Here is a 15,494-nt window from a genome sequence, read left to right as displayed (position 1 = left end):
CGCTCCCATGCTCACCGCCTCATCCACGGCGCACCTGCTGCGCGCAACCGCTGCCCGGCTGCTGCGGTACCGGGCGGCCATGCTGCTCGTCCTGTTGCACCTGTGGCTCGCCGCGCCAGCGATTGCCGAGCCGCTCCAAGTCGGCCCGGCCGCCCGCTACCTGCTCGGTCCGTCGACGTACCATCTCGTCGACCCGCGCGGTTTTCTCGGCATCGCCAACGTCGTGCACCCCGACGTAGCAGCCGCCTTCCGGCCTTCGCTGGCCGAAACACCCAATTTCGGCTTCACGCGTGCGGCGGTGTGGCTGCGCACCGAACTGCTGAACACGCACGACGCGTCCGCCCGCTGGATCCTCGAAGTCGGCTATCCCCTGCTCGACCAGGTGGACCTCTACGTCGTGCGCGCCAGCGGCGCGACACGGATGCAACGAGGCGGCGACACGTTGCCGTTTGCGCAGCGCGCCGCTGCCGCACGCCACATCAACTTCGAACTCGAGCTGCCGCCCGGCGAGCCGGTGACGCTGTACCTGCGCGTGCGCAGTGGCAGCTCGGTGCAGATGCCGCTGGTGCTGTGGGAAAAGCACGAGTTCTACGCCGCCGACCGCGAAGAGCAGCTGGTGCTCGGTCTGTACTACGGCGTGCTGGTGGCGATGCTCGCGTTCAGCACCATGGTGTATTTCTCCACCCGCAGCCGCGCCTATCTGTTCTACGTCGGCTACCTGGTCTGCTACGCGTTGCTGCAGCTGTCACTGAACGGGCTGGCCTTCCAGTACCTCTGGCCGCGGCACCCCTTGCTCAACGAGATCGCGACCACCTTCTTCGTGGGCACCACCTGCGCATTCGCGGTGCAGTTCTCGCGCAGCTTCCTCGACCTCGCGCGTCATTCCCGCGTGCTCGACCGCGCCTCGCTCGGGGCGATCGCGGCCTCGATCGGCGTGGCACTGGCGGCGCCCGCGTTCCCGTACGGCGACGTGATCCAGGCGGCCACCGGCGTGGGCCTGGTCGGATCGGTGGTGATCCTGTGCTCGGCCGTCGTGTGCCTGCTGAAAAAGGAGAAGCAGGCGCTCTACCTGACGCTGGCATGGACCATCTTCCTGGTCGCGATCGTGGTGTTCTCGCTGAAGACGATGAACGTGCTGCCCACCAACTTCTTCACGCAGAACGCCATGCAGTTCGGCTCCGCGCTGGAAGCGGTCATGCTCGGCTTTGCGCTGACGCACCGCTACAAGCTGCTGATGGAGGAAAGCGGGCGTTTGCAGGCCGAGGCGGCCGCCAATCTCGAAGCGCAGGTGCGTCGGCGCACCGCCGAGCTGAACCAGGCGCTGCAGCAACTGAGCACCGCGAACGCCTCGCTCGAGGACCTCAGCCAGCGCGACCCGTTGACACGCGCGCGCAACAGGCTTTACCTGACACGCCGCTTCGAAGCGCTGGCCGGACGGATCGAACCGCTGTCGCTGCTCCTGCTCGACATCGACCACTTCAAGCGCATCAATGACCTCAATGGCCACGGCGCCGGCGACGCCTGCCTGCACCACCTGTGCGACGTGGTAGGGCATACGCTGCGCGGCGGCAGCGACGAGCTGGTGCGCTGGGGCGGCGAGGAGTTTGCCGTCCTGCTCCCCGGCACGACGAGCGAGGACGCGCGAACCATCGGTGAACGCCTGCGCATCGCCATAGAAACCGCACCGGCCCAGGTCGGCGACCGGAGGATCGCCTTCACCGTGAGTGTGGGCGTGGCCAGTGCGGCACCGGATACGGCCGTGACGCTGTCGACTCTGGTGGCACAGGCCGATGCCGCGCTGTACGGCGCGAAACACGGCGGTCGCAATCGTGTGTGCACCGGCCTCGGTCTGCCGCTTCGTGACGCGGCCCCCCATCCGCCGGCGCTCGAGCTGCAGTCCGGACCACCCGCTTGACACGGTTGCGCACCGCTCATCCCCTGCGCTCGCGGAAGACACGCGGCACGCGTAGACTGCACTACCCGTCACCGTCTCGCCCCGGTTTCTCGATGGACCACTTTCCCTGCTGTTTCCATGCCGCTGCCCGCACCTCGTGCGGTGTGCCGCAGGCCGGCATGTCGCAGCACGTGAAACGAAAGAAACCCGCGCTCACCTGACGGGTTGTCGGCCCGCCGGGTGAGCCCAGGCGGTGCGGCGTGTCTTCCTCCCTTTCGTCATCCTCGCCCGCCTTCCCGCCCGACGGCCACTCCCTGCCGTCCACGCATTTTTGAAGCAAGGAACCCGATGGAACAGTTTTCCGGCCTTTGGATCCCCCTCATCACCCCGTTCCGTGACAACCGCGTCGACCTGCCCGCCGTGCAACGGCTGGCCGAGCGCTTCGTGCAGGCCGGCTGCCGCGGCCTGGTCGTCTGCGGCACGACCGGCGAGCCTGGGTCGCTGTCCGACGAAGAAAAGCGCGGCCTGCTGGCTGCCGTGCGCGAGGCGATCGGCTCCGCCCCGGGGCTGATCATGGGCCTCGCCGGCAGCGACACGCGCGACGTCGCGCACGGTGCACGGCAATACAGCGCCACGCCGGTCGACGGCTTCCTGGTCAGTGCGCCCTACTACGTGCGACCATCGCAAGAAGGCATCTTGATGCACTTCCAGGAGATCGCCCGCAACACCGACAAGCCGATCGTGCTCTACAACATTCCCTATCGCACCGGGGTGAACATCACGCTCGACACGCTGCAGCACCTGGCCGAGAACCGCCAGTTCGTCGCCATCAAGGAAAGCGGCTCGGGCAACGTCGACCAGTTGTTCGACCTGATCCAGCAGACGCCGCTGCAGGTGCTGAGCGGCGAGGACCACATGATCTTCCTGAACGCCTGCATGGGCGGCCACGGCGCCATCGCCGCCGCGGCCCACGTGCGCCCCGACCTTTACGTGCGCGTGCTCGACCTCGTGCAGCACGACCGCGTCGGCGAAGCACGCACTCTCTTCGCGCAGCTGGTGCCGTGGATCCGGCTGCTCTTCTCCGAGCCCAACCCCGGCCCGGTGAAGGCGGCGCTGGCCATGCAGGGCCTGATCCAGCCCGAGCTGCGCCTGCCGATGCGCCCGCCGACGCTCGCCTGCCGTGAGAAGCTGCGCAGCGGGCTGGAGGCGGTGATGGCGATCCCGCCGGTTTGACGGGGTGATGCGGCAATGGCTACACTGCCGCGGTGGTTCAGGAGAGCGCGTGCACTGCACGCCGCCGAAGGCGCAACCTCCCATACACGCTCAGGCCCCGTACTGAACCACACGATCAGCCGACACTGGAGAGCGAGCCCTGCAACAGGGCTCCACCGAAGGAGCAAAGGTACCGCACGCTGCGGCGCCTGAATCTCTCAGGTACCAAGGACAGCGGGAGCGGCGCGAGAGGCGCGCGCTCCTTTTTCTTTTTCCTTTCGAACAAGGGCCCTGGAGCGGCGCACTCGTTGAGCTTCGACGAGAAGGAAGGAAACCGCTCCATGAAAGTTGTCGTCCTCGGCGCCGGTGTCACCGGCATCACCTCCGCCTGGTTCCTGCAGCAAGCGGGGCACGACGTCACCGTCGTCGACCGCCAGCCCGGCGCGGGCCTCGAAACCAGTTACGCCAACGGCGGACAGATCTCGGTCTCGCATGCGGAGCCCTGGGCCAACCCCGGTGCACCGCTGAAGGTGCTGAAGTGGCTGATGCGCGAAGACGCTCCGCTGCTGTTCCGCCTGCGGACCGACTGGAACCAGTGGCGCTGGGGCCTGCAGTTCCTGCGCGAATGCACGCCGGCACGCACCCGCCACAACATCCGCCAGATCGTCAACCTGGGGCTGTACAGCCGCGCGCAACTGCGCGCACTGCGCCAGCGCACCGGCCTGCAGTACGACCAGCTCACACACGGCATCCTGCATTTCTACACCAGCGAGCAGGAATTCGAAGCCGCACAAGAGCCTGCACGGGTGATGCGCGAGCACGGCTGCGAACTCGACATGAAGACACCTGACGAGTGCATCGCGATCGAGCCGGCGCTGGCGCAGTGCCGTGACCGCATCGTCGGCGGCAGCATGACACCCAGCGACGAGTCCGGCGACGCGCATCTGTTCACGCAGCGGTTGGCCGCGTTGTGCGAGGCCGAGGGCGTGCGCTTTCTCTACCAGACCCGCGTGCTCGGCTTCGAGCGAGCAGGCGACGAGGTGCACGGTGTACGCACAGCGACGCGCGAGGGTGTGGTGCAGACCTTGCGCGCCGATGCCTATGTGCTGTGCCTCGGGTCGTTCAGCCCGGCCTTCGCGCGCGAGCTCGGGGTGCGTCTCGACATCTATCCGGCCAAAGGCTATTCGGTGACGTTGCCGGTGACCTCGCCCGAGCACTCGTACAACGTTTCACTGACCGATGACGAGTACAAGCTGGTGTTCTCGCGGCTGGGTGACCGGCTTCGCATTGCCGGCACGGCGGAGTTGAACGGCTACAGCACCGAACTGAACCTGACCCGCTGCGAGGCCATCGTGCGACGCACGCGGGAGCTGTTCCCGCTGATGACCGACGGGCAAGGGGCGCAGTACTGGACCGGGTTGCGGCCGGCAACGCCGTCCAACCTGCCGTACATCGGGCGCAGTCGAGTGAGGAACGTGTTTCTCAACACCGGGCACGGGACGCTGGGGTGGACGCACTCGTGCGGGTCGGGGGCCGCGATGGCAGACATCGTCAGCGGGCGGGTGCCGGAGGTGGACTATGCGTTCACGGGTGTCGACGCCCGACGAGGAGAGTTGTTGCAGCCGGCCTGAGCGCGGGGCTCGTCGGCGGGGAGTGGCGGGCTTGCGCCCCCACCCAGCCATCATGGGCTTTGCCTCGGCCGCCCCCCCGCCCTATGCTGACGCCTCCCCAGGAGACCCCCATGACCAACCACATCTACAAACTCCTCGAGCTGACCGGCTCCTCCACCGTCGGCACCGACGACGCTGTCCAACGCGCCATCGCCAAAGCCTCCGAAACCATCCGCAACATCCACTGGTTCGAGGTCATCGAAACCCGCGGGCATGTGGCCGACGGCAAGGTCGCCCACTGGCAAGTCACGCTGAAGATCGGCTTCACCCTCGAAGACTGACGCTTTCAGCGCCGCCGCGGCGCCCCCTCCATCTCGACCGCCTCGTAGCGGTCGCGAATGAACGCGTTGAAGTACCGCCCCAGCGACGGCGCCGCCATCAGCTCGTCATGCGCCTCGGGCGGCACGTCCAGGTACTGGTACCGCCGCCCCGTCGCGAATTCGACTTCCAGCACCTGCCGCCGCAGGTCATACCCGACGGAGCGCAGGCTGGAGGACTCGACGGCATCCCGGTGCATGCCTGGCTCGGGCAAGCGCCATACCACGGCAAACCCCTGCCCCGGCCGAACGTTCCGCTTGTGCGGTGCCGCCCTATCCCTTAGGCTCTTTGCGCACGGCAAGCCCCCAGGAGAGCCCATGTCCTCGATCCCATCCTTCGGGACCGCCTCCCTCCGCACGCTGGCACTCGTCGGTGCAGCCGCCAGCGGCAAGACCAGTCTGGCCGAAGCGCTGCTACACCGCGCCGGAATGATCGGCGCGCCGGGCAGCCTGGAGCGCGGCAGCACGGTCAGCGACTTCGATCCGCTGGAGCGCAAGGCGCAGCATTCTCTCAATTCGGCGGTGATGCACCTGCACCACCAGGACACGCGCATCCACCTGATCGACACCCCCGGGGCACCGGACTTCCTCGGCCAATCGATGACGGCGCTGGAAGCGGTCGAGACGGCGGCGGTCGTCGTCAGCGCCTCGACCGGCATCGAGCCGATGAGCGCGCGCATGATGGATTGGGCCGCCAAACGCGGTCTGTGCCGGCTGGTCATCGTCAACAAGATCGACGCCGAGCGCGTGGACTTGGCCGGCCTGGTGGCCCGGATCCAGGAGGCCTTCGGCAAAGAGTGCCTGCCGCTCAACCTGCCCGCCCAAGGCGGTGCGCAGGTGGTCGACTGCTTCTTCAATCCGTCCGGCGAGGCGGATTTTTCATCTGTGGAGCAGGCACACCGCGCGCTTGTCGAGCAGGTCGTCGAGGTCGACGCCGGCTTCGTCGAGCGCTACCTGAACGACGGCGACGTCGACCCGCGCGAGCTGCACGCCCCGCTGGAGCAGGCCTTGCGTGAAGGCCATCTGATCCCGATCTGCTTCGTCTCGGCGCGCAATGGTGCCGGCATCGGCGAACTGCTCGACGTGCTGGTGCAGCTGATGCCCAACCCGGCCGAGGGCAACCCGCCGCAGTTCCTGAAGGGTGAAGGCGCCGATGCGCACCCCATTCAAGCGAAACCCGAGCCCGACCAGCACGTGCTGGCGCACGTGTTCAAGGTCACCGTCGATCCTTACGTCGGCAAGATGGGGGTGTTCCGCATTCACCAGGGCACGGTGACGCGTGACAGCCAGCTGTATGTCGGCGACGGTCGCAAGCCGTTCAAGGTGGGGCACCTGTTCATGCTGCAGGGCAAGGACCACGTCGAAATCCCGCGCGCCGGGCCCGGCGAGATCTGCGCGATCGCGAAGGTCGACGAGATGCATTTCGACGCGGTGCTGCACGACGCGGCCGAAGACGACCACATCCACCTGAAGCCGCTCGACTTTCCGGTGCCGGTGCACGGCATCGCCATCGAGCCGAAGCGCCGCGGCGACGAGCAGCGCTTGTGGGACATCCTGCAGAAGCTGGTCGACGAAGACCCCTGCCTGAATGTCGAGCGTGTCGCGACAACCAACGAGACCGTCGTCTACGGGCTGGGCGAGTTGCACCTGCGCACGCTGCTCGAACGGCTGACAGAGGTCTACAAATGCGAGGTCGAGACGCGACCGCCGCGCATCGCGTACCGCGAGTCGGTGACGCAAGCGGCCGAAGGCCACCACCGCCACAAGAAGCAGACCGGCGGGGCAGGCCAGTTCGGCGAAGTGTTTTTGCGCGTCGAGCCGCTGGCACGCGGCGCGGGCTTCGAGTTCGTCGACCAGGTCAAGGGCGGCACCATTCCGAACCAGTTCATTCCGGCGGTCGAGAAAGGCGTGCGGCACGCGATGGCAGCCGGCATCGTCGCGGGCTATCCAGTGCAGGATGTGCGCGTCACCGTCTACGACGGCAAGCACCACTCGGTCGACTCGAAGGAGATCGCCTTCGTCACCGCGGGCCGCAAGGCCTTCGTCGATGCGGCCTTGAAGGCCGGGCCGATCGTGCTGGAGCCCGTCGTGACCCTGGAGGTCGCGGCGCCCGAGGGGCATGTCGGCGACATCACTGGTGACCTGGCCGCCAAACGCGCCCAGGTCAACGGCACCCGCTCACGCAACGACGGCAGCATGACGGTGCTCGCGCAGGCCCCGTTGTCCGAATTGAACGGCTACCAGTCACGCCTCAACGCCATGACGGGCGGCCAGGGACGCTACACGCTTGAGTTCTCTCATTACGAAGCGGTACCGCCCAGCGTGCAGCAACAGCTGGCAGCGCAGTACCGGCTTCGCGACGAGGAGTAAGGGTTCAGGCCTGAGAGCGCTGCTGTCGGCGCCGGGCCGCCAAGCCCACCGCCGCCAGGCCGGCGAGCATCAGCGCGTAGGTTTCAGGCTCCGGGATCGGCGCCAGCACCTTGATCGAGCTGTAGTTGCCGAACTCGGTGACGCCTTGTAGATGGATCATCGCGGTGCCGCCGAACGAGGCTGCGTTGAACCCGTCACCGGTGATCGACCACACTGCGGTGTCGGTCGGCAGGAAGCGGTCGGAGCCGGGCCCGTTGCTGACCGGGAACACCGTTTCCCAGGTGAAGTCGTAGGACGCGTTGACATGCGCGCCATACACCGGGCCGGCCGCGATGGCATTGCCCGACACCGCTGTGGCGGTGCCGTCCGGGCCGTTGAACTCGATGCGGCTGAGGAAGCTGCCGTCCCCCAGGCTGCCGAACGAGCCTTCGAGCGTGAATTGCGCGCCGCCGGCGATGTCCTCGACCGTCAGGGTCGCGAGAGGCGCGACGGTCTCGCCGCTGGTCAGCTGCGTGAAGCTGTAGGTGTAGGTGGCCGCGTGGGAGTTGCCGGCCGCGGCAAATCCCAGGGCCAGGGCGGCCATGGCAGTGCTGAGCTTGAGTCGCATGAGAGATCCTCCTGAGAGATATGGGAATGGCTCCCAATCAGTATGTGCGGATCTCCCATGTCTGGGGGTAAGCAGGCTTTGCAAGTTTGTGTCTGACCGCAGGGTCGCGCGGTTCAGGCGCGCCGCTCGGCCCGAGGACCCACAGGGGACATCGCCAGCTCCGGCGCCGAAGCGAGGCCGCCCACCTCCGCTCGCAGACGCGGCAGGAATTGCGGGTACTCGCGCTGCATGTAGCCGATCAGTGTCTCGCGCAGTTCGCATCGCAGGTCCCATGCATCGCCCGACGAGCGCGCGGTGACCAGCAGTCGCACTTGCATGCAACGTTCTCCGGACTCCGTCACCTGCAGCTTGCACAGCCGGCGGTCCCACAGCGGCGACGCTTCGCACACCCGCTGCGCTTCAGCCCGCAGCGGCTCCAGCGGCATGCAGTAATCGACCCAGAAGAACACGCTGCCGATCAGTTGCGCGCTGGTGCGTGTCCAGTTCTCGAACGGGTGCTCGATCAGCCACTGCAGTGGAATGATCAGGCGCCGCTCGTCCCAGATCTTCAGCACCACGTAGGTGCCGGTGATCTCCTCGACACGACCCCATTCGCCGTTGACGATCAGCACGTCGTCGATGCGGATGGGCTGCGACAGCGCGATCTGCAGGCCGGCGATCAGGTTGCCGAACACCGACTTCGCCGCGATGCCGGCCACCAGGCCGACGACGCCCGCCGAGGCCAGGATGCTGGTGCCGACCTGCCGGGCGCCGGGGAAGGTCATCAACATCAACCCCAGCCCGAGGAGCAGCACGACAAACTGCGCCGTGCGTGCGAGCACCCGCGCCTGGGTGTGGATGCGGCGTGCCTCGAGGTTGTCCTCCACGTCGGCCGGGTGCAGCTTGATGAACCCGTTGGAGACGCCGCGCACGGCACGCAGGCCGGCCCAGGTGAGCGCCGCGATCAGCAGCACGGCATTGACATGTCGTACACCGGACAGCAGCGCCAGCTCCTCGCTGGCAGCATGCCAGACCACCTGCAGCGCGACCAGCGGCAGGGCGAATTGCGTCGGCCGGTCGATGGCTCGCGCCATGCTGTCGAGCACGACCGAAAAGCGCGTCACGCGCAACACCAGGAAGCGGCCGACGCGGTGGACCAGCAGGCCGAGCACCACCGCCATCGCAGCGGCGATCATCGTGTTGAACCAGGGTTCGATGGTTTGCAGGTTCATGGGTTTCGCGGATGGAATGACAGGGGGCGACGGACTTCAGCCGCGCGACAGCAATGGCCTCAACATCAGCAGCCCCAGAGCCGGCCCGACAGCAAGCCACGGCAGCACGGCACCGAGCGGGAAACGCGCAGCCAGCGCCGAAAACGCCACGATGCTGCCGATGGACACGGCAAAGCCAGCGCAGTTCACCAGCGTCAGGACGCTGCCGACGCCTTCGCGCGGTGCGTTCTGTGCGGTCAGCGTCGAGAACTGCGGCGAATCGCCCACGACGGTGATGCCCCACACGGCCAGCCACACAGCGAACAACGCTGCCGGCGCGTCCAGCATCATCGGCGCGAGCAGACAGCAGGCACCGCTGACCGCGAGCTGCACCGCCGCCACGCGTGCACTGCCGGCGCGCCGCGCCAGCCAGCCGCCTCCCACGCAGCCCAGCATGCCGATGGCGATGACGCCGAACGACGCGAGCGAAACACCGGCACCGGCCAGTCGGGTCGCGACGATCGCCGGCACCAGGACCCAGAAGGTATACAACTCCCACATGTGGCCGAAGTAACCGAAGGCAGAAGCGCGCACGCGCTCGTCGCGCCAGATCGACGACAAGGCTCTCCACTGCAGGCCGGACGCGCGCGGCAGGTGCGGTCCCTCAGGCACCAGCAGTGCCATCGCGGCCCCACCCGCCACCGCCAACAGCGAGACCGCACCCATCGCCGCCTGCCACGGCCATTCGGTCCCAAGCGCGCGCAACAGGTGTGGCGCCGCAGTGCCCAGCACCAGCGCGCCGACCAGCCAACCGAGCGCCGCCCCCAGCCCCTGCGGGTACCAGCTGGCCGCGACTTTCATGCCGACCGGGTAGATGCCGGCCAGGAAGAAGCCGGTGAGAAAGCGCAGCATCACGAGCGCCCCGAACTCGTCGCTGCCCCAGGCACCCCAGGCGTTGCACAGGGCGCCCAGCAGCGCACAGGCGAGAAAGACGTACCGTGCCGGCCAGCGGTCCGCGACCGACAGCAGCGCGAACACCAGCGTGCCAGCGATGAACCCGCCCTGCACCGCCGAGGTGAGCCAGCCGACGGCCGCAGCATCGAGTGCCCACGCCCTCTGCAGGTCGGGCATCACGGCGTTGACGGCGAACCACAGCGACGTGCCGGCAAACTGCGACAGCACGATCACCGGCAAAACGCGCGCGGGCGCCACCTGGGCGCCCGCTGTTGTGGAAGAAGGCTTCATCGGCAGGGGTGGGGCATCAGGGCCCCCACCCTACCAGAGCCTTCTCCGCGGTGAGACCTACTTCTGCTGTGCCGCTAGCGACTCCAGCCGGCTCAGGTCGATCGAGCTCAGCGCCTGCTTCACGGCGCCGAGCGCCACACCTTCGCCGCGCACCTCGACGACGACGCCGCCGACCAGCACCACGGACACTTCGGCGCTGCTGCCGTCCTTCTGGCTCTCTTCGCGCACGGTGCGCTGACCGTCCTTGTAGACGCGCTCGGTGCTGTATTCGTCTTCCCGCTCGCCGGTCATGTGCATCCAGCCGGCCATCGCGGCCAGGCCCGAAAGCCCACCCACATCGGTGATGGTGACCGACAGGCCCTGCGCGTCGTTGCGGTACTCGGCTTCGGCCGACGACATGTTGATGCCCATCGCCGCGCCGCCTTGCGATTCGAACGAGCTGCGCTTGATGCCGCTCAGCATTTCGGGCAGCAGCGCCTTCAGCTCCTGCGCCGCGATCGGCGTGCGAGCGCCCGCTCCCATCGCCGTTGCCATCGCGCCGGCCGCCTGTCCCATCGCGTTGACGTCGCCCGACTGGCTCGCCTGCTCCATGCGCTTGCCGGCTTCTTCCATCTTGCGCGCCATCTCGTCGAGGTTGACCGTGCCTTGCGGCGTCTCGATGGTGACCCCGGTGGCACCGCCATGGCTGCTCATCATGCCCATCGGAGACGGCGTGATCGCCGATACGACCACACCGATCACGACGCCGACCACGATGCCGCACACCACGACCACCGCGGTGTACCCGAGCGCCTTCTCCTTCGGTGCCTTCATCAAGGCCGGCAGGCCGTTGTAGAGCAGCCAGATCGACCACAGCGCGCCGAGCAGGCCCAGGACGGCCAGCGCCGGCAGGATCGAGAAGATGCCCGCGACCATCGCCGCCGTCATGCTGTAGGCCACCACCTTGAAGGCCTTGACCGGGTGCTTCTGTCCGCCGAAGGTCGGCGCCAGTGCATCGACGATCAGCGCCAGCACGTAGAACATGGCCAACGACAGGCCGTAGCTGACCACCATCTGCACCAGCCCGGTCACGAAGGGCACGCGCATGCGCATGCCGAAGCCACCGATGCCGAACACCGACATGCCGATGAAACCGGCCACCGCGGGGATCGCCGCCAGGAAAACGATGTACTTGGTGTAGATGCTGGCGACCGTTTCGGGCTCCTGCTCGATCACCGGCCATTCGGTGCCCGGCGACAGCAGGATGTTGCGGACGCGGTTGACGAGATTCATGCTCACTCCTCGATAGATGCGGCCCCACCCGGTGCCGAGCGCCGCGATGCTAGCCAGTCCTGCGTTGCAACGCCCTCCCTCGTTGTTGGGGGGTGGTGCGCCCGAAGCGGCTTCTGTCCCCACAACGGGGGACACGCCCCGCCCCCGCACCCACAAAAGCCGCTCGCTCCCGTCTGACGATGAACCCCGCCACAATGCAGCCCTTCACCTTGAAGAACACCCGTCGCCCTTGGCCCTGATCGAACTCCACCGCCTCGACAAGCGCTACACGACCGGCACCTTGGCCGTGCAGGCGCTCGACCTGCAGATCGCTGCCGGCGAGTTCGTCGCGCTGCTCGGCCCCTCGGGTTGCGGCAAAAGCACCGTGCTGCGCATGGTGGCGGGGCTGGAGGCGCCCAGCGCCGGCACCCTGGTGGCGCCCGAGGGCCAGGCCACCGGCTACGTGTTCCAGGAACCGACCCTGATGCCGTGGGCCGACGTGTTCGACAACGTCTGGCTGCCGCTGCGCATCGCGGGCATGCGCCGTGCAATCGCGCGGCACCGCATCGAAGCACTGCTGCAGTCGGTCGGCCTGAGCGAGTTTGCACACGCCTATCCGAGCGAGCTGTCCGGCGGCATGAAGATGCGCACGTCGATCGCCCGGGCGCTGGTCACCCAGCCGCAGCTGCTGCTGATGGACGAGCCGTTCGCAGCACTCGACGAGATCACGCGCCAGAAGCTCAACGACGATCTGCTCGGCTGGTGGCAGGCGCAGCGCTTCACCGCGCTGTTCGTCACGCACAGCGTCTACGAAGCCGTTTTCCTGAGCCGGCGCGTGCTGGTGATGAGCGGGCGGCCCGGCCGGCTGGTGGCCGAGGTGCCGATCGACGAGCCCTACCCGCGCGGGCCGGCCTTTCGCACCTCGGTGCGCTACGCCGAGCGGTGCGCCGAGATCATGCAGGCGTTGCAACGCTCCCACGCGCAGGCCACGGCATGAAGGCCTGGCGTGCCGAAGTCGCGCTGCCGCTGCTCGCGCTGGTCGCCGCCACCTTGTCGTGGGAAGCGCTGGTGCGACTCGCCGACATACCGCACTACATCCTGCCGGCGCCGAGCGAGGTGCTGCGCACGTTGTGGTCCAACTTCGGCTCGCTGATGCAGGCCTGGTGGTTCACGATCCGCATCACCTTCGGCGCCTTGCTGCTGGCCGCGGCGGGCGGCGTGCTGCTGGCGGCACTGTTCGCGATGTCGCGCCGGGTCGAGCTGGCACTGTTCCCGTTCGCGATCGTCTTGCAGGTGACGCCCATCGTCGCGATCGCGCCACTGATCATCATCTACGTCGACAGCACCACCGCGGCATTGCTGATCTGCGCATGGATCGTGGCGTTCTTCCCCATCCTGGCCAACACCGTGATCGGCCTGCGCTCGGCCGACCCCCACCTGCGCGACCTGTTCACGCTGTACCGCGCCAGCCGGTGGCAGCGCCTGCGCTGGCTGCTGATCCCGTCGGCACTGCCCTACTTCATGACGGGGCTGAAAATCTCAGGCGGCTTGAGCCTGATCGGCGCGGTGGTGGCAGAGTTCACTGCTGGCGCTGCCGGCCGCGAGACCGGGCTCGCGTCGCGCATCCTCGAAGCGAGCTTCCGCACCGAAACGCCGAAGATGTACGCTGCGCTGCTGCTGACCTCACTGACCGGCATCGGCATCTTCATCGTCTTCAATGCACTGTCGCGCTGGTGTCTCGGGCGCTGGCACGCCTCCGAACGCTGATTTCTCTTCTCGATATGGGAGCTTTCATGACCTCGACGACGATCCGTCTCCTGAGACGCGCCGCCCTGCTGGTGCTGCTGGGCACCGGCACCGCCTTCGCGCAGGACAAGGTGACCTTCGCGACCAACTGGAAGGCCCAGGCCGCGCACGGCGGCTTCTACCAAGCCGCGGCCGACGGCACCTATCGCAAGTACGGACTCGAGGTAACGATCCAGCAGGGCGGCCCACAGATGAACAACCGCCCGTTGCTGCCGGCCGGCAAGATCGACTTCCTGATGACCGGCAACCTGTTGCACTCGTTCGACAACGTGAAAAACGGGCTGCCGGTGGTTGTGGTCGCCGCCATGTTCCAGAAAGACCCGCAAGCGCTCATCGCCCACCCCGGCCAAGGCTACGAGCCATTCGACGCGCTGAAGAATGCACCGGTGGCACTGATCGCGAAGGACGCGCAGTTCACCTGGTGGCAGTGGCTGAAGGCCGAGCATGGCTTCCGCGACGAGCAGCTCAAGCCGTACAACTACAACCTCGGCCCCTTTCTCGCCCAAAAGAAGGCCATTCAGCAGGGCTATTCGGTCGCCGAGCCGATCTACGTCGAGAACCAGGGCCGATTCAAGCCGGTGGTGCACCTGCTGGCAGACCACGGCTTCTCGACCTACTCCACCGTCATCGAGGCCCGCACCGACACCGTGCGCAACCAGCCTGAACTCGTGCAGCGGTTCGTCGATGCGTCCATCGTCGGCTGGTACAACTACCTGTACGGCGACCGCAAGGCGGCCAACGCGGCGATGCAGCGCGACAACCCGGAAATGACCGAGGCCGAACTCGAAGCCTCGGTGGCACTGATGAAGCAGCAAGGGGTCGTCGACTCCGGCGACGCACTGCGTAGCGGCATCGGTGCGATGAGTGCCGCACGCATCCAGGACTTCTACGCGAAGATGGTCAAGGCCGGCCTCTACCAGCAAGGCGAGGTCGACTTGAGCCAGGTTGCGACGCTGCAGTTCGTCAACAAGCAGGTGGGGATGGACGTGAAACGTCGGCTTGGCGGCAAGTGAGACCGCCGCCCGCTGTTGGTGTTTACCCCACTCAAGCGGGTGCCCGGCGTGCCGATAGTCCGTATACCGAACGACCCGCCTCTGGCCCTTACATGTTGTTGCACGCACTGCCCGATCTCGCCGCCTGGACGGCGTACTTCCGCGATGCGGAAGTTCCGGTGCTGCCCGGCACGGCACGAGCCATCGAGGCACTCCATTCGATAGAAGACGAGGTCGATGCGCACACGATTGCGCAGATGGTCAGCGGCGATCCGCTGATGACGCTGAAGCTGCTGGTGCACATCGGCAAGGTGCGCCCGCAGCGCTTCGAGGGCTCGGCCGAAACCGTCACCGCCGCGCTGGTGTTCCTGGGCATCTCGCCGTTTTTCCGCGCCTTCGCGCAGCCATTGACCACCGAAGACCTGCTGTGGGACCAGCCCGAGGCGCGCGCCGGCCTCGAAAGCGTGCTGCGGCGCACCTACCGTGCAGCCACCTTCTCGCTCGGCTTCGCCGTGCACCGCATGGACACCGACGCTCCGGTGCTGCATGCCGCAGCACTGCTGCACGACTTCGTCGAGCTGCTGCTGTGGTGCCATGCCCCTGCATTGGCGCTGGAGATCCAGCGCCGCCAGCGCGAGAACCCGGCCTTGCGCTCGGCAGCGGCACAACGCGACGTGCTCAACGTGCCGCTGGCCGACGTGGAGCAGGCCTTGATGCGTGCCTGGCGCCTGCCGGAGATCCTGATCCGGGTCACTGACGATCGCCATGCCGACCAGCCGCAGGTGCGCAACGTCGCGCTAGCGATCCGGCTGGCCCGCCACACCCAGGACGACTGGGACAACGCGGCGATCCCCGACGACATCACCGAGATCGCCGAGCTGCTCAACCTGTCCGAGGCGGCCGCCTACAACAAGGTGGTCGAGCTCGACAGCTAACATCG

At 67.3% G+C, this 15,494-nt stretch carries 14 protein-coding genes and 2 riboswitches; of the genes, 9 read left to right on the top strand and 5 right to left on the bottom strand.

All coding sequences use genetic code 11. The annotated features are described in order from the left end of the window. The first annotated feature begins 7 nt into the window (after positions 1-7). From M8A51_RS02710 to M8A51_RS02695, 4 genes are all read left to right on the top strand, one after another. Complete coding sequence (locus M8A51_RS02710) at positions 8-1,915, top strand: sensor domain-containing diguanylate cyclase (protein WP_251776593.1); 1,908 nt, start codon at positions 8-10, stop codon at positions 1,913-1,915. A gap of 327 nt (positions 1,916-2,242) precedes the next feature. After that, positions 2,243-3,127 carry a 4-hydroxy-tetrahydrodipicolinate synthase gene (gene dapA / locus M8A51_RS02705; protein WP_251776592.1) on the top strand — a complete coding sequence of 295 codons (885 nt, stop codon included), beginning with the start codon at positions 2,243-2,245 and terminating at the stop codon, positions 3,125-3,127. 28 nt (positions 3,128-3,155) lie between these two features. After that, positions 3,156-3,242, top strand: a riboswitch (glycine riboswitch). After that, positions 3,243-3,351: riboswitch (glycine riboswitch) on the top strand. It begins immediately after the preceding riboswitch. 96 nt (positions 3,352-3,447) lie between these two features. After that, positions 3,448-4,737 (top strand): D-amino acid dehydrogenase, encoded by a 1,290-nt coding sequence (locus M8A51_RS02700; RefSeq protein WP_251776591.1) that lies wholly within the window; start codon positions 3,448-3,450, stop codon positions 4,735-4,737. A 110-nt stretch (positions 4,738-4,847) separates the two neighbouring features. Continuing rightward, entirely contained in the window at positions 4,848-5,057 is a 210-nt protein-coding gene (locus M8A51_RS02695) for a dodecin (RefSeq protein ID WP_251776590.1), read from the top strand. A 5-nt stretch (positions 5,058-5,062) separates the two neighbouring features. On the opposite strand, the gene M8A51_RS02690 is transcribed toward M8A51_RS02695, so the two are convergent. Further along, positions 5,063-5,293, bottom strand: a complete 231-nt coding sequence (locus M8A51_RS02690; protein WP_251776589.1) for a KTSC domain-containing protein — start codon at positions 5,291-5,293, stop codon at positions 5,063-5,065. A 118-nt stretch (positions 5,294-5,411) separates the two neighbouring features. On the opposite strand from M8A51_RS02690, the gene fusA reads away from it, so the two are divergent. Then, positions 5,412-7,463: an elongation factor G gene (gene fusA, locus M8A51_RS02685; RefSeq protein WP_251776588.1), complete on the top strand. Its 2,052-nt coding sequence runs from the start codon at positions 5,412-5,414 to the stop codon at positions 7,461-7,463. A gap of 4 nt (positions 7,464-7,467) precedes the next feature. Here fusA and M8A51_RS02680 read toward each other — a convergent pair whose 3' ends face one another. The 4 genes from M8A51_RS02680 to M8A51_RS02665 form a co-directional block, all read right to left on the bottom strand. Beyond that, entirely contained in the window at positions 7,468-8,070 is a 603-nt protein-coding gene (locus M8A51_RS02680; protein WP_251776587.1) for an FxDxF family PEP-CTERM protein, read from the bottom strand. Positions 8,071-8,183: 113 nt separating this feature from the next. Next, positions 8,184-9,281 carry a mechanosensitive ion channel family protein gene (locus M8A51_RS02675; protein WP_251776586.1) on the bottom strand — a complete coding sequence of 366 codons (1,098 nt, stop codon included), beginning with the start codon at positions 9,279-9,281 and terminating at the stop codon, positions 8,184-8,186. Positions 9,282-9,317: 36 nt separating this feature from the next. Continuing rightward, on the bottom strand, positions 9,318-10,505 hold the full coding sequence (locus M8A51_RS02670) for an MFS transporter (protein WP_251776585.1): 1,188 nt from the start codon (positions 10,503-10,505) through the stop codon (positions 9,318-9,320). A 57-nt stretch (positions 10,506-10,562) separates the two neighbouring features. Further along, positions 10,563-11,777 (bottom strand): Yip1 family protein, encoded by a 1,215-nt coding sequence (locus M8A51_RS02665; protein WP_251776584.1) that lies wholly within the window; start codon positions 11,775-11,777, stop codon positions 10,563-10,565. A 229-nt stretch (positions 11,778-12,006) separates the two neighbouring features. On the opposite strand from M8A51_RS02665, the gene M8A51_RS02660 reads away from it, so the two are divergent. The 4 genes from M8A51_RS02660 (at position 12,007) to M8A51_RS02645 (ending at position 15,489) form a co-directional block, all read left to right on the top strand. After that, positions 12,007-12,753, top strand: a complete 747-nt coding sequence (locus tag M8A51_RS02660) for an ABC transporter ATP-binding protein (protein WP_251776583.1) — start codon at positions 12,007-12,009, stop codon at positions 12,751-12,753. Then, a complete protein-coding gene (locus M8A51_RS02655; RefSeq protein WP_251776582.1) occupies positions 12,750-13,523 on the top strand; it encodes an ABC transporter permease in 774 nt (257 codons plus the stop codon). Before M8A51_RS02660 ends, M8A51_RS02655 begins: the two co-directional genes overlap by 4 nt. A gap of 26 nt (positions 13,524-13,549) precedes the next feature. Continuing rightward, positions 13,550-14,575, top strand: a complete 1,026-nt coding sequence (locus M8A51_RS02650; RefSeq protein ID WP_251776581.1) for an ABC transporter substrate-binding protein — start codon at positions 13,550-13,552, stop codon at positions 14,573-14,575. Between the two features lie 92 nt (positions 14,576-14,667). Then, a complete protein-coding gene (locus M8A51_RS02645; protein ID WP_251776580.1) occupies positions 14,668-15,489 on the top strand; it encodes an HDOD domain-containing protein in 822 nt (273 codons plus the stop codon). Positions 15,490-15,494 lie beyond the last annotated feature (5 nt).

The sequence above is a fragment of the Caldimonas mangrovi genome (assembly GCF_023721835.1).
Classification (GTDB): domain Bacteria; phylum Pseudomonadota; class Gammaproteobacteria; order Burkholderiales; family Burkholderiaceae_C; genus Caldimonas; species Caldimonas mangrovi.
Note: the sequence above shows the minus strand (reverse complement) of the source record. Positions and strands in the feature narration are given on the sequence as shown.